We start from the raw sequence: 15,448 nt of genomic DNA on the forward strand, positions 1-15,448 counted from the left end.
TGAAAAAATTGACCATTTGGATGGATAAATAAATGCAAAGAAAAATACGGTATAGGCAATCAGAGGTATTTGACCAAGTGCAAAACCAATTTCCTGTAAGCCGTGCAATTAATGAGTCTGGAAGTGGGTAACGTACTGGGTAAGTTTGTCCAGATAAACTTGTTTCTCCGGCTCGGGCAACCAGGACACCCGGAAGGCATTGCCGACCAGTGTGGTAATTTCCTCTGTGTTGAAGTTACCCTCGCGCTGCAGCTCAATCAGGTTTTCATTCAGATAGGCACGAAAATAGGCGGGATCATCGGAATTGATCGTGGCCAGCATGCCTTTTTCCAGCATCTGGCGAATTTCGTTCGATGTGAGCGATTGCACAACAAAACGATTGGAGACAGGACAAATCGTCAAACCCAGCCCGCGTGCCTTAATAGCTTCGCACAGGGTATCGCTCTCCAATGAGTTAATCCCGTGATCAATGCGATCTACCTGGATGTCATCCAGGCATTGGCTGATATGGACTAAGGTGTTGAGTTGGTTGACATCGCAATGCATGGTCAATTTCAAACCCATATCGCGCGCTTTGCGAAATACTTCGGCAAATTTAACCGGTGGATTATGTTTTTCATCAGAATCCAACCCCACACCAATTAGCCAATGGCGGTAAGGCTCTGCCATCAGTAAATGCTCCATGGCGGATTCAGCGCTCATATCGCGCAGGAAACACATAATCAATTGACTTTTAATGCCCAGCTTTTCTTCGGCATCGATTTGCGCGCGGTGAATACCGCGAATAACGGTATCAAAGGCAATGCCCCGGCTGGTGTGGGCCTGGGGATCAAAAAACAATTCACAGTAAAGTGTTTCCTGGCTGCGCGCCTTGCTCAGGTAATCCCAGGTCAACTGGTAAAAATCTTCCTCTTCACACAGGACTTTCATTGCGGCGTAATAAATCGTTAGAAACGAGGGCAGGTCGTAAAAATTGTAGGCAGCTATCAACTCTTCCGGTGTTTGGTAATCCAGCGGGACATTATTTTTCTTTGCCAGGGCAAAGCTCAGTTCGGGTTCCAGGGTTCCTTCCAGGTGAACGTGCAATTCGGCTTTTGGCATCTGTTCGATAAAGGCTTGCATGGGGGCTCCTGGGATGGTGGATAAAAGGTTGCATGACCCCAACAGCAAGAATTGTTCCCAATCTTTATTTTCCTGACCGTTTGGGCAGAAAATTAAAAAACCTGGCCAAATTGGCCACCAGGTGTGCACAAGAATAGTCAGTCAACCGAGAAAAAGCCCAATTCGGGAGCATGGAGACCTTGATGATGCCAACCGGTTTCCACAGGCTTGCGGGGCGGTATAACCCCCGTTGAGAGGTACCTGTAATCCTCTTCGTATACTGAGCCCTGGATATAAATTAACCATTGATAAATAAAGAACTTTTTTTACCGGCCAGGCTTGACTCACACCAGCCAAGCGGGTTTAATACGCGCCTCTCGCAGCCAGCCTGCGACGACACGCCCAGATAGCTCAGTCGGTAGAGCAGTGGATTGAAAATCCTCGTGTCGGTGGTTCGATTCCGCCTCTGGGCACCATCTATTATGAAACCCGAAGTTCTTACGAGCTTCGGGTTTTTTGCTATTGGATTTGTGCATTTATCTCTCGCAGACGCTGTTTTGTACGCTATTGTTTTATGGTTATGGCCTTTGGGTGGTTTGCCCGCTTGAGCGCGTCGTTTGGTGCGTTGTCGCCGGGTGTATAAAGGTACCGGCACTTTCTAATAACCGTGTGAGTCAAGGAGTCGAAAATGTCTGATTATGTGTTTGGCAAAAACCAGCCGCCCCACCGACGCTGGCCTGTTGCCTGGTATAACCCCTGGGTATTACTGCGTTCGCTGCGCGAAATGCTGGCTACGGATGATCAAATCCGCAATCTTGATCGACGTGAAATGTATTCGTCGACACTGGAGTTGATCCAGGTAGCAGAAACTGAACGCGATGACGATTTCTGGTGGGATTTTGTTTCAGATACCGGCGATGGCGGCAATGCAGCCTATGCCGTAGCCCGCCAAATGCAAATTCCCCTGTTAAACAAAAAGGTGCGCGAGGGGTTGGTGGGTGATATTCCCGATACCCTGCCGATGGGCGAGCTGTTGGTGTTGGGCGGGGATTTGGCCTACCCGGGAGCCAGTGTTGAAGAGTACCAATACCGCCTCGCCGAAATGTGGACGGCCTCGGGACAGCAGGAGCGCCCGGCGCAGGAGGCGGCGGCCCAGTTGCGGCCCTCCCTGGCCATACCGCAAAACCATGATTGGTTTGACAACATTTCTTCCTTTAACTTGTATTTTGTGGATCGGCGGGAAAAAGAGCCGGAGCAAGGGTTTTCCATAAAATCCGCTGAAACCCAGGTAGAGGTCACACCACTGTCAACCCGCAAATTGCAGAAGCAAAGTTATTTCGCCGCACGCTTGCCGAACAACTGGGTGATACTGGGATTGGATTTTGCCCTGGTAGGCGATATTGATCGTAAACAGCACATCGCATTCCGGAATTTATTTAACGGTTCTCCTGGTTGCGAGCCACAGATTACGCCGGAAGATAATATTATCCTGCTCTATCCGGAGCCCTATTGGACGCGCGATTTGGGCGACCACGCGCGCGAGGGTTACCCCAAGCGCTATCAGCGCCTGGAAGCGTTTATCCGCGATAAAAACGGCAAGATTCGCCTGCGCATTGCGGGGGATATCCACCATTACGCGCGCGAATTTTCTTCCGCAGGCCAGTCGGGTGCTGATGACATGTTGATCACTGCCGGTGGTGGCGGCGCGTTTCTGCATCCTACCCATACCAACAATACCAAAGCCGATAAAGTGCGCTGTCACAGGGAAGAGCCCTTTGCGATGAGTGATGACCTCAAGTCCAGGATTCGCCTGGGGGTGGATAGCAAAGGCGATGCAGAGGTTGCCAAGGTTTATGATCGCCATGAGCTATATCCAACGGCAGCACAAAGTAAGTCGCTGTTATGGCGAAGTGTATTTTCCTTCTTTAAACCGGCGGAGAGTTTGTGTAGTCAACTGCGCGATAAGCGCGAGGATTTTTGGAAATATCTGCGGCTTTCCATTTGCCAGGGCAACATCTTATTTGCGGTATTGTTGGGAGTGATATTTGCGTTTGCGGTTGTAACCAGTAGCTGGATTCCCGGCATTTTATTATTGGCCATATACGCGGGTATTAGTGGTGAGGGAGGCATGGGTTTTAAAATCCTGGGGGCGTTTGTGGGCGCCTTAGTCCTGGGGATCGCTGAAGCCATTGCTTCTGGATTATGCATATCCAGCTGGAATATGTGTGGGCTTATTTTCGCCTGGGTGGGCGCAGCCCTATTGGGCATAGTGATTGGCGGGTTGATTACCGGCATTTATTTTTGGATATGCTCAGCCCGTGGATACTTACCCAACAATGCTTTTTCGCACCTGGGACATGAAGGCTATAAAAGCTTTTTGCGTTTTCGTATTGATCGCGAAGGAAATCTGCATGGATACCTGTGGGGAACCAACCATGTCCCGAGCTTTTGGGTAAAAAATCCGGCTGCTGATTATCCGCTGTGGGTTGAAGCCGACCACTGTGTAAAAGCCGATTGGGAGATCAAGGATACTTTTATCTTGCGCAAATAATCGGCAGCAAGGGCTTATACAAAACGGCACTTTGGTGCCGTTTTGTATTTTCAGCCTTTATAAAATACTTTCCTGAGGCCATCATCGTGTGTTTTTTTTATTTGTGCACGGTTTTTTTATTGCCATTTAATCGATAGCTGACAGGTATGCTTACCTATACTGATATCGGCAACTGATCTACCCTGGAGCCAATCATCGCGCTGGCACCAACAGGAGTTTCGGTGTTGTATGTTCGCCGAGAGAGGAAGCACCTATGCGTAGTTTTATCCGACACCCCACATCTATCCCCATTCAACTTAGCACTTCCCCCTGCGATTCAATGTGTGTGAATGTGCGTAATCTAAGCGCAGGAGGTGTCTGTTTTTTAACAGACGAGCCCGTCAAGGTGGGAGATAAGGTTGATTTCTGGATCCCACATGTTCGCCCCGAATACCAGGGAAAAGGTGTTGTGGTGTGGCGACGTGACCACAAGCCCAAAGGGTACGAAGTGGGGGTTCGCTTTACCAGTGATGATGAATATTTTCGCGTGCGTATGGTAGAGCAGGTTTGTTGTATTGAAGATTATCGCCAGCGATTGGCACTTAAGGGGCGCCAGTTGAGCAGTGAAGCCGCCGCGCAGGAATGGATTGAGAAATATGCAGGGAAATTTGATCAGCGCGCTATGACACACTAATAACAATACCTGCAGTAGCGGGCGTAGAAATAAAAACGCCCGGAAGTCCGGGCGTTTTAGGGGGGGCGTGATTATCCGTTAGAACCGGAAGGTGCCGGATACGGAAAACAAATCTGCCTGTTGCTGATCGAAATAAATCCGGCGTATACCAACGCCAATGCCCAGTGAGTCTCCAATAGGTACTTCAAGGCGCACGCCAACCAGGGGATCTGCACCCTCGTCCTCATCGATACTGAGTACGTTATTGCGTACATCAATATCGCTTTGCCAGAGGTAGATACCGATTTCACCCAGCAGGTTAATACTACCGATCAGGTTCACTTTTAAACCCTGTACCAGGGTGAACCCCTGGGCACTGATCGGGTATTTTGCAGCAAAGTCGCGCGTGAACTCATCGAGGTTGGTATCGCCCGCCAGGGTAAGGTTAACCCTTACCTTGTTCAGATCCAGATAGCCTGCTTCCGAAAACCAGTGCTGGTCCCATTGATAGCCGACGGAGATCTGGTAGCCGGTGCGATCGGTGTCGTAGCGATTGAGAGTGACCTCATAACCCGCGTCTTCCAGCGCCTGACGAAAATCCTGTTTGGTCACTGTGCTGTTTACATCGTAAATATCTGCACGTACATAGAAAGGCTTGTCCTGTGCCGCCTGGGATGTCATGGCCGATACTAACAAGGCCAGGACCACCAGGGTTTTTGTGCTCACTTTTCTCGTCATTAACAGAACTCCCAGTAACAAGATCCACAGAGTATGCATGGCGCCGCCACCGCTGGATGATTTGATATCAATCGGGGCAGGTGGCTCGGGTATTACGATTTCCACACTGACTGCACCCGGGTCGACAACAGCGCTGTTTACCAATCCGTCCGCATCGTTGGGGCCACCGTCTTCAATGTTCAACTGCACACAGTAGTAACCGGCAACCAGACCGACTTGCCAGTCATCTGTACCGGGTGGCGGACAGTAGCCAGGATTCCCGGGTGCTGAGTAAACAGCATTGTTGGCGTTGGCGACAAAGTTGTTCCAACTGCCATCCTGGAATTTGCGATACACCGCATTGGCCGGGATGGCTGCTTGTTGTGGAATTACCACACGCACACTCTGGCCCGGTGTGGGCAGATCTTGGATAACAAAGTCGAAGATGCCCCCGACGGGTGTGTAACGACTATCAACAATCAGATTATCAATAGTGCCCAGCTCGTTATCCAGGATTTGAACGCCACCAGAGCCTCCGCCCATCGCATAGAGCCCCAGGCCACAGCGCACACCCGGATCACATTCGATCAGGTAGGCGTTGGTAATCAGGCCGACCTGCGGCAGTACGTTGGTATCCGGCATGTTGTCCAGGTAGTTGGGGATGCCATTGCCATTATCGTCACCGGCACCTTCGTCCAGATCACTAATGCCATCGCCATCGGTATCCACGTCCTCGCTCAGGATTGGCAGGTTGGGCAGGATACGGAAGTAGGTCTGCGCCTGGGTGCTGGCACCACCGGAGTCCGTCACGGTAACAACCACACTGTGGCTGCCGCTCAGTCCGGCGGGGTCAAACACACGGGCAGCATCTACCGGGTTGCCATCGGTATCCGGCAGGCCGCGGGTCGCTGACCAGTCGAAGCTGTGAGTGTCGTTCGGGTTGGGATCGGTCACCACCGCCGTGACGGTCACAGGACCACCGCTGGGGGTGACAATCGTGGTGCTGGCGCCCCCTTGGGTAATTTTCAGTTGTACCGTTGGCGCGACATTACCTTCGCGAATGCTGATCACATGGCGGTTAGCTGCACCCTGGTTGATACCGCTACCCAGGCCTACCACCAGCTGGCGATCACCCAGGCCACTCAAGGCATGGATCGTGACCGGAACACTGATTTGGGTCTGGCCTTTCTGGGTGAAGACCACGCTGCCGTCCACCAGGTCGTGTTCATCGCCCGTCGCGGTACTGTTGCTGGTATCGATCACATAGGGCACTTCAAACGGATAGCTGGGGGCATTGCCGTTGAGGATCACACGGAATTCCACCTGGCTGTCGCGAATAGCTACTTGCGATTTGCTCAGGGATACCAGCGGATGCAGGTTAATCACTTGCGTAGCAGTAGCTGTTTTGCCCTGTGAGTTGCTGGTGGTCCAGGTCAACTCATGGCGACCTGGCGACAACAGCAACACATTGTTGGCGTTCAGGCCCTGCGGATGGGTGGTGCAGCAGCTGTTGCCGTTGACACCATCACTGGCCAGGGCCGCCAGGGCCTGGGCAACGGTTTCGTCGCTGGCTCCGGCTTGCAGGCTCAACAGTTGACGCAAGCTGATCGGGGTGTAGAGCGCGGTAGCGTTCACTTGAATATCCGCTGGTGCAGTCAGGACGGGCTGGGTTGGATCAACCACTTGCACCACTTCCAGGTTGAAGGCGGCCAGGCTGGCACTCAGGGCACCATCAGACACACTGATCACAATACCGATCGTTGTTCCTACATCAGCCCCGGTGGGAGTGCCGCTCAATTCACCGGTTGTGGTGTTGAAGCTGGCCCAGCCTGGCTTGTTGGCAATGCTGAAGGTCAGGGTATCGCCCACATCAATATCACTGGCGGTTGGGCTAAAGCTGTAAACCGTATCCTGGTTCACGCTGGTGCCTGGTGTACCACTGATGGTTGGTGCATCGTTCACATTCACCACGGTCAGGTTGAAGGCGGGCAAGCTGGCACTTTCATCACCATCGCTCACGCTGATCACAATACCGTTGGTGGTACCCACATCGGCATTAGTTGGTGTACCGCTCAACTCACCGGTCGCGTTGTTGAAGCTGGCCCAAGAGGGTTTGTTCACAATGCTGAAGGTCAGGGTATCGCCATCCGCATCGCTGGCCGTCGGGATAAAGCTATAGGCAGCATCTTGGCCCACACTGGTGGCCGGTGTACCGCTAATGGTCGGTACATCGTTCACATTCACCACGGTCAGGTTGAAGGCAGGCAAGCTGGCACTGTCGTCACCATCGCTCACACTGATCACAATACCGCTGGTGGTGCCGACATCATCATTGCCTGGTGTGCCGCTCAATTCACCGGTAGCGGTATTGAAGCTGGCCCAGCTTGGCATGTTGGCAATGCTGAAGCTGAGGCTATCACCCACATCGATATCACTGGCCGTCGGCGTAAAGCTGTAAGCCGCCCCCTGGTTCACGCTGGTGGCGGGGGTACCGCTGATGGTCGGTGCATCGTTCACATTCACCACAGTCAGGCTGAAGGCTGGCAGGCTGGCACTGGCTGAGCCATCGCTGACGCTGATCACAATACCGCTGGTGGTGCCGACATCATCATTGCCTGGTGTGCCACTCAATTCACCGGTAGCGGTATTGAAGCTGGCCCAGCTTGGCATGTTGGCAATGCTGAAGCTGAGGCTATCGCCCACATCAATATCACTGGCCGTCGGCGTAAAGCTGTAAGCCGCCCCCTGGTTCACGCTGGTGGCGGGGGTACCGCTGATGGTGGGTGCATCGTTCACATTCACCACAGTCAGGCTGAAGGCGGGCAGGCTGGCACTGGCTGAGCCATCGCTGACGCTGATGACGATACCGCTGGTGGTGCCGACATCATCATTGCCTGGTGTGCCGCTCAACTCACCGGTAGCGGTATTGAAGCTGGCCCAGCTTGGCATGTTGGCAATGCTGAAGCTGAGGCTATCACCCACATCGATATCGCTGGCCGTCGGCGTAAAGCTGTAAGCCGCCCCCTGGTTCACGCTGGTGGCGGGGGTACCGCTGATGGTGGGTGCATCGTTCACATTCATCACGGTCAGGTTGAAGGCGGGCAGGCTGGCGCTGGCCAATCCGTCACTGACGCTGATGACGATACCGTTGGTAGTACCTACATCGGCATTGGTCGGGGTGCCGGTCAGGGCTCCTGTAGCGGTATCAAATGCAGCCCAGCTGGGTTGGTTCGCAATGCTGAACGTCAGTGTATTGCCATCAGCATCGCTGGCGCTGGGGATAAAGTTATAGGCCTCGTCCTGGTTCACACTGGTAGCGGGGGTACCACTGATCACGGGTGCTTCGTTAACGGATACCACCGTCACCGTTGCGGCTATGGCAAGCGTAGCGGTATCCACACCACCATTAGCCGTGCCGCCGTCATCCTGGAGTGACGTAATGGTCACTACGCGGTTCTGTGTGCCCGGGTTATTGCTGGTATTGCGATAGGTGATGCCATCAACCAGTGTTGCGAGTGCTGCTGTGGTAATACCCGCCGGTTTAGCCAGGGTGACACTTGCCGTTGTGCCGGTTACCGATACTGTCACGTTCACTGCATTGGTTATGGTTGTCAGCGCATTACCATGGAGCAGTGCCACATCCGAGCCATCAAGGCCCAGGATTTCCGCGCTGCCATTACTCAGGTTGGTTAAAGTCAAGGTCAGGCCTATAAGGCTCTGGCCTGCTTCAACCGTCGTCGCCGTGGCTCCGCTGAACAGGCTGACTGCCGCACCGCCCTCGGTGAAGGTGGGTGTGGCACCTGTCGCTGTTAAAGAGGGCGCATCGTTCACTTCGGTGATGGTCAGGCTGGCCGTTTCCGTGACACTGCCACCAGCGCCATCGTCCAGCGTGATGTCAAGGCTGACGCTGGTGCCCGGGTCTTCACTGGTAGAGCTGTAGGTGACTTGCTGAAGTACCCGATTAACGTCCGTGGTGGTCGGCGTCTCACCATTGGCATTGGTGAAGATAATGGTCAACTGGCCTGCCGTGCTAGTATCAAAGCTGGCAATATTTTGACCGTTTTTCAGCAGGTTGCCGCCTGCCAGGCTGAGGCCATTGCCATCGTGGAAGCCAAGGCTATCAGTAGCCAGGGCGCCGCCATTGCGGGCAATCACAATGGCGGCACCGTCGTAATCACCATTGCCACCGTTGAGCAGGTCGAGTTCGGTGTCGCTCACCGTGATGTCACTGTCGATCACTATGGCACTGCCATTTTCCACATAGGTACCACCGCCGTTGACATTGCCCAGCACGGGTGGGTTATTGGACTCTACTGCACCTATATCCACAATGTTGCTGATGCGCTTGTTGCCATTGGCATCAACCGGTAAGGGTTCGGCTGTATCGTTATTGCCATTCAGGTCGTAAGTGTCCACGGGCAGGTCGGCATTGCTGCCGGCATCCAGCAAGGCACTGCCGGGTTGCGGCAGGTGGGTTTGCGCGTTGCCGCCATTGTTGTAGGTAAGGTCGCCCAGCAGCAGGCTGCCCGTACCTTGATTGTTCAGGTTGTTGGTATCAACCGTCACTGTCGCCGCGGTACCGAAGAAGTTGTTGATGCCAGTCTCTATAGTGCCGCTAACATCGTCAGCCGATCCACCGGTTGCCAGGGGGGAGCCACTGGCGCCAGCGGTCGCACCGGTACCGGCGGTATTACCGGCAACCACGGTGTTGATGAAGGCCTCGGTACCGTTAGCCGAGACACCGCCACCGGCGTGACCTGCCGCGTTGCCCGCGATGGTGGAGTTATAGACGTTGGCAGTACCGGAGCTGACCTGCAGGCCGCCACCGTCTGAATTGGTGCCCCTTGCGGTATTACCACTGACGGTAGTGTTAACCATCGTGAGACCGGGCCCGGCATATTGGATACCGCCACCATTGTCATCGGAGGTATTGCCACTGACGGTACTGTTGATCAGGTTCAGCGTACTGCCGCCGACAATGCGTATGCCTCCACCAAAGCTGCCGCTGGTGTTGTTGCTGATCGTGGAGTTAATGATGGTCAGCATGACATTGCTGCCGTAGATACCGCCACCACCGATGCCAGGTTCATTGTTGTTGGTAATGACCGAATCGCGCAGGGTCAGGCTGGTGTTAAAGCCGATAGCAAGACCCGCACCGGCGACATCGTTACCATCGCGCAAGGTCAGGCCAGTGAGCTCAATATTGCTCAGCCCTGTGTCGACAGACATGACCCGACTGGCATTGTTGGCAGAGAGGGTGACATCAGGACGACCGTCACCATCCAGGTCCCCCTGTATCTTAAGGCCGCTGCGGGTAATGTTCAGTTGGCCGCCATCCAGGGTGATAGTGCCGCCCTGGTTACCGGCGGTGGCGCTATCCAGATCAAAGGTGATGGTGTCTTCAGCGCGCGCCCAGTACAGGGCCTCGCGGATACTCAGTCCATCACCGTCAGCCTGGTCGGCTGCATAGCTGGCGCCAATACTGGCATCGTCGCCGGTATCCAGGTTGGAGGTGACACGCAGTACGGAGTTGCCAATCGTGATAGCAATGGTGTCGCTGTCACTGTTGCCGACCGCATCGGTAGAGTCGATGGTGAGTGTTGCACTGCCGGCATTGCCAGGCTGGTAAATCAGGCCGTTCAGCGCCGTATTGATATCCGATGCCGTACCGGTCAGGGTGATACTGGCGGTGCCATTGCCAAGGATACCGGCGCCGCCTGTGGTAATGGCGGTAAGCGTACCGTTATCGACGGATACCACGGTTGTCAGGCTGCCAGCGTCGCTCACACCAATATAGTTACTGCCTTCAAATACGATGGGCTCAACGGTTGTCGTGGTTTGTGCACCTGGCACATTGTTGACAGGAGCACCTGTGTCTTTGGCGATCGTATTCGTTTGTGTAGCGCTGTTTCCTGCCAGGTCATTCAGCGTCAGGCTAACGGTGAGGGTTCCATCAGCCAAACTGCTGGTATCGATGTCGGTAAATTGTTGGGTTGCCGTACTAACATCCAACCCGGAGCCAGTCACTGCCGTACCGCCACCGCTGCTGGTAATGCTGTAGCTGGCCTTGGTGCCGGTTTCGGCGCCGCTCAGGCTGAAGCTGACGGCGGTTTGGTTGGCTGTCGTCACGTTCGCCTGGTCGAAGGCCACGCTGCCCAGGGTAGGCGCCGTGGTATCAATGACCACCGTCAGCGCGTCGGAGTAGACGCTGGTGTTACCCGCCACATCGGTCGCGTTGATTTGCAGTTGATGGGTATTTTCCGCCAGGCCCGATATATCCAGGCTCCAGCTGCCATCGGCATTGGCGGTGGTATTGGTAAGGCCGCCCTCCACGTCAGAGCGGGCATGAACGATTGCATTGGCTTCCACCGAGCCGACAGCACCTTGCAGGGTCAGGTCGGTCAGTCTGGTGATGCCATCGGAGTCACTTTCGCCGGTATCCGACGCTGTAGCCAACACTGGTGCCGCCGGTTTGGCATGCGCAGTGGTGTCGATGGTAATGGTCAATGCCGCCGAGGCCACAGACACATTGCCTGCCGCATCGGTAGCGGTGGCAGTCAGGTCGTGGTCGCCTTCACTGAGTGCGCTGGTAGTGATACTCCAGTTGCCGCCCGTTGCGGTTGTTGTACCCAGAACCGTACTGCCGTCGGTATCGTACAGAGTCACTGTACTGCCCGCTTCGGCGGTACCGGTGATGGTGGGTGTTGTGTTGTTGGTGATGTTATCCGTATTGCTGCTACCCGATTCAGAAGCTGCATCCAAAACCGGTGTAGAGGGTGCATCGGGCAGTTCGGTATCGACCGCCATGGTCAGTTGGGTTGCTGCCGTGTTGTCGTTGCCTGCTGCGTCGGTGAAGGTGGCAGCGTTGACATCAATGGTCGCCGTAGCGGTGCTGTTGTCACTGGGGGTAAAGGTTGCGCTATAGCTGGTACCGCTACCGCTAAAGCCCGACAGGGTGCCACCGGTGACGGTGACATCGCCTGCAGCAAAATCACTGCTGGCTTCACTGAGGGTGAGGGTCAGGGTAGCGGTTTCACCGGCTTTCAGGCTGGCTTTATCGCTGCCGATAGTGATGGTGGGGGAGATGTCATCAACAATCGTTATGGTAAATGCCTTGTCAAAAACACCAGCAAAACTGTCAGTTGTGCGAATAAGCACACTGTAAGTACCCGCTGCCAAGGTCGATGAATCATTGGCACGCAATGAAGAACCACTGATATTAAAACTGCCATTATCGGTATCACCAGCGCCAGTGGCGAAGCTGTAGGTGAAGGTGGTATCTGCATCCGGGTCAACAGAGCCCAACACCCCTACCTCCGCATCGGCACCACCGCTTTGGTTAACGTTACTGTTGCTCAGTGTGATATCGGTTGGTGCTGTGTTGGCCACCGCCGTGTAAATCGAGGTTGCGGTTTGAGTGCCGCCATTGCCATCGTTGGCTGTGACTTCCACGCGCAGGTATTTATGGGCATCGCTGGTGGTGAGGGTATAGCTGGCACTGGTGGCGCCAGCGATCAGGGTCAGATTGGTGCCGCCGTTGTCATCGGCTCTGTACCACTGGTAGGTGTAGGTGAGGCTGTCGCCATCGGCATCGGTCCAGGAGCCATCGGTGGTGGACAGCGCATTGCCCACGGTAGCGGTACCGCTGATGCTCGGTGCCACACTGTTGACCGGCGCTGAGTTGGTGACCTGTGTATAAGCCGAGTTGGCGGCTTGGGTGCCGCCATTGCCGTCGTTGGCCGTGACTTCCACGCGCAGGTATTTATGGGCATCGCTGGTGGTGAGGGTATAGCTGGCACTGGTGGCGCCAGCGATCAGGGTCAGATTGGTGCCGCCATTATCATCGGCTCTGTACCACTGGTAGGTGTAGGTGAGGCTGTCGCCATCGGCATCGGTCCAGGAGCCATCGGTGGTGGACAGCGCATTGCCCACGGTAGCGGTACCGCTGATGCTCGGTGCCACACTGTTGACCGGCGCTGAGTTGGTGACCTGTGTATAAGCCGAGTTGGCGGCTTGGGTGCCGCCATTGCCGTCGTTGGCCGTGACTTCCACGCGCAGGTATTTATGGGCATCGCTGGTGGTGAGGGTATAGCTGGCACTGGTGGCGCCAGCGATCAGGGTCAGATTGGTGCCGCCATTATCATCGGCTCTGTACCACTGGTAGGTGTAGGTGAGGCTGTCGCCATCGGCATCGGTCCAGGAGCCATCGGTGGTGGACAGCGCATTGCCCACGGTAGCGGTACCGCTGATGCTCGGTGCCACACTGTTGACCGGCGCTGAGTTGGTGACCTGTGTATAAGCCGAGTTGGCAGCCTGGGTGCCGCCATTGCCATCGTTGGCCGTGACTTCCACGCGCAGGTATTTATGGGCATCGCTGGTGGTGAGGGTATAGCTGGCAGTGGTGGCGCCAGCGATCAGGGTCAGATTGGTGCCGCCATTATCATCGGCTCTGTACCACTGGTAGGTGTAGGTGCGGCTGTCGCCATCGGCATCGGTCCAGGAGCCATCGGTGGTGGACAGCGCATTGCCCACGGTAGCGGTACCGCTGATGCTCGGTGCCACACTGTTGACCGGCGCTGAGTTGGTAACCTGTGTATAAGCCGAGTTGGCGGCCTGGGTGCCGCCATTGCCATCGTTGGCTGTGACTTCCACGCGCAGGTATTTATGGGCATCGCTGGTGGTGAGGGTATAGCTGGCACTGGTGGCGCCAGCGATCAGGGTCAGATTGGTGCCGCCACTGTTATCGGCCCTGTACCACTGGTAGGTATAGGTGAGACTGTCGCCATCGGCATCAGTCCAGGTGCCATTGGTGGTGGACAGTGCATTACCCACAGTAGCGGTACCACTGATGCTTGGCGGCGTACTGTTTACCGGTGCTGAGTTGGTGATCTGCGTATAGGTTGAGTTGGCAGGTGTGGTACCCCCATTACCATCGTTGGCAGTAACCACAACGCGCAAGTATTTATGAGCATCACTGGTAGTCAGGGTGTAGCTGGCGCTGGTTGCACCGCCAATAGCCGCCAGATTGGTGCCACTGTTGTTATCGGCCCGGTACCACTGGTAGGTGTAGGTGAGGCTGTCGCCATCGGCATCGGTCCAGGTGCCGGTGGTGGTGGACAGCGCATTGCCCACGGTAGCCGTGCCACTGATAGACGGTAACACCGTGTTCACTGGCGCTGCGTTGCTCGCGGCAGGCTCAATGGTGAAGCCGCGCAGATTAAAAAAGCCCATATTTTGGGTGCAACTATTGAATGACACCCGGACTGATGTCAGCGCAATACCCGCCAGATTGACGGGGGTATGAACAGCATCATTACCATAGCCGACTGCAGCCCCACTCAGGGTATCGGATACCGTAGTGCCATCCGACTGGCGCGTACCTGTCACCGTAACACTGGTACAAGACTCATACATGGTGTAACCACGGGTGACACTGGATAGCGTAAATGCAGAGAGATTCGCGCCATCTGCCGAAAACTCAATCCAACCACTGTTCTGGCCTGCAGACGCATTTTGAGTAATCAGACTATATCCCGCCCCCCAATTTGGGCCGGAAGACAGCACTGCCGCTGGTGACGCAGTTAACACTATCCTGCCATCCTGCGACGTCAGCGGGCCGATACACATGTCGCTATTGCCTCCTGCGCCGTAGCCGGGTGCAGCGGGCCCCCAGCAGAAACTGAGGCTATTGTAGGCTGTTGGTGCCAGCACGGCCGAGAAATCGCGCAGGCTTTTTTCCGAGAATGCCAGCCCGGTTTCGATATGACCGCGCTGGATTTCCAGCTCCCAGTCACCACCTTGTTCTGTATTACCGGTCTTATTGGTGGATGCGGCAACGTCCAGATGGGTATTGTTGCGAAGAATCTCCAGCAGTTCATCACCTTTTTCACTGCTGGCCAGATCGCAACCGTAAAGCAGTAGATCTGCCCCCTCCACCAAGGCACCCTGCAGTGCCGCAAAGGTTTCTACCTCTTGCTTTAACATGGCCGCATCGACACGGCTGCTGCCCAGATGCAGCACACCATCTTCGGCATGCGACACAATATGCAGCGCAGTCAGGTTTTTATAATCCGCCAGTATTGCCGTTAACTGAGAGAGACCAGACGCAGAAGAATCTATTTCAACAATATCAATGCCTGGTTTTACTCCTCGGTAAAACACCTGTTTATCCGCCACCGCTGCATCAATAATCACCAGTTCTTTTACTGGCGATGCATTGATAATATCCAATTCGCCTGTGACAACAGTGGCAGCCTCGTGCAAAATGCGTGTTGCTGCCATATTGACAGCAGTAATGTCAGAGGATCTGTTGATACTCGCACTCAGGTAAGAACGTTGATATCCCATTGACGATTGCGCAGGCATGCCATAAAACCCAAGCGGCAAAAGCAGTGACGATAAGCCTGTTAGTAGTTTGTTAGCCATGA

The 15,448-nt window shown here is 54.9% G+C and carries 5 protein-coding genes and 1 tRNA gene; 4 read left to right on the plus strand and 2 right to left on the minus strand.

The genetic code is table 11. The features are described 5' to 3' along the window. Positions 1–108: 108 nt before the first annotated feature. Complete coding sequence (add, locus tag CJA_RS02860; RefSeq protein ID WP_012486264.1) at positions 109–1,122, minus strand: adenosine deaminase; 1,014 nt, start codon at positions 1,120–1,122, stop codon at positions 109–111. A gap of 379 nt (positions 1,123–1,501) precedes the next feature. Between add and CJA_RS02865 the strand changes: the two genes are divergently transcribed. The 4 genes from CJA_RS02865 (at position 1,502) to CJA_RS02875 (ending at position 4,325) form a co-directional block, all read left to right on the plus strand. Further along, positions 1,502–1,577, plus strand: a tRNA-Phe gene (locus CJA_RS02865). A gap of 52 nt (positions 1,578–1,629) precedes the next feature. Beyond that, on the plus strand, positions 1,630–1,797 hold the full coding sequence (locus CJA_RS19960; protein ID WP_392397694.1) for a DUF418 domain-containing protein: 168 nt from the start codon (positions 1,630–1,632) through the stop codon (positions 1,795–1,797). Next, a complete protein-coding gene (locus CJA_RS02870) occupies positions 1,790–3,652 on the plus strand; it encodes an ABC transporter permease (protein ID WP_012486266.1) in 1,863 nt (620 codons plus the stop codon). Before CJA_RS19960 ends, CJA_RS02870 begins: the two co-directional genes overlap by 8 nt. Before the next feature lie 253 nt (positions 3,653–3,905). After that, complete coding sequence (locus CJA_RS02875) at positions 3,906–4,325, plus strand: PilZ domain-containing protein (protein ID WP_012486267.1); 420 nt, start codon at positions 3,906–3,908, stop codon at positions 4,323–4,325. A gap of 78 nt (positions 4,326–4,403) precedes the next feature. On the opposite strand, the gene CJA_RS02880 is transcribed toward CJA_RS02875, so the two are convergent. Next, complete coding sequence (locus tag CJA_RS02880) at positions 4,404–15,446, minus strand: DUF4347 domain-containing protein (protein WP_148208790.1); 11,043 nt, start codon at positions 15,444–15,446, stop codon at positions 4,404–4,406. Positions 15,447–15,448: the final 2 nt, after the last annotated feature.

The sequence above is a fragment of the Cellvibrio japonicus Ueda107 genome (genome assembly GCF_000019225.1).
Taxonomy (GTDB): Bacteria; Pseudomonadota; Gammaproteobacteria; order Pseudomonadales; family Cellvibrionaceae; genus Cellvibrio; species Cellvibrio japonicus.

Coding starts and splice junctions, on each gene's coding strand:
- CJA_RS02880 (WP_148208790.1), bottom strand. CDS start 15,446: ATGGCTAACAAACTACTAACAGGCTTATCGTCACTGCTTTTGCCGCTT.
- add (WP_012486264.1), bottom strand. CDS start 1,122: ATGCAAGCCTTTATCGAACAGATGCCAAAAGCCGAATTGCACGTTCAC.
- CJA_RS02875 (WP_012486267.1), top strand. CDS start 3,906: ATGCGTAGTTTTATCCGACACCCCACATCTATCCCCATTCAACTTAGC.
- CJA_RS02870 (WP_012486266.1), top strand. CDS start 1,790: ATGTCTGATTATGTGTTTGGCAAAAACCAGCCGCCCCACCGACGCTGG.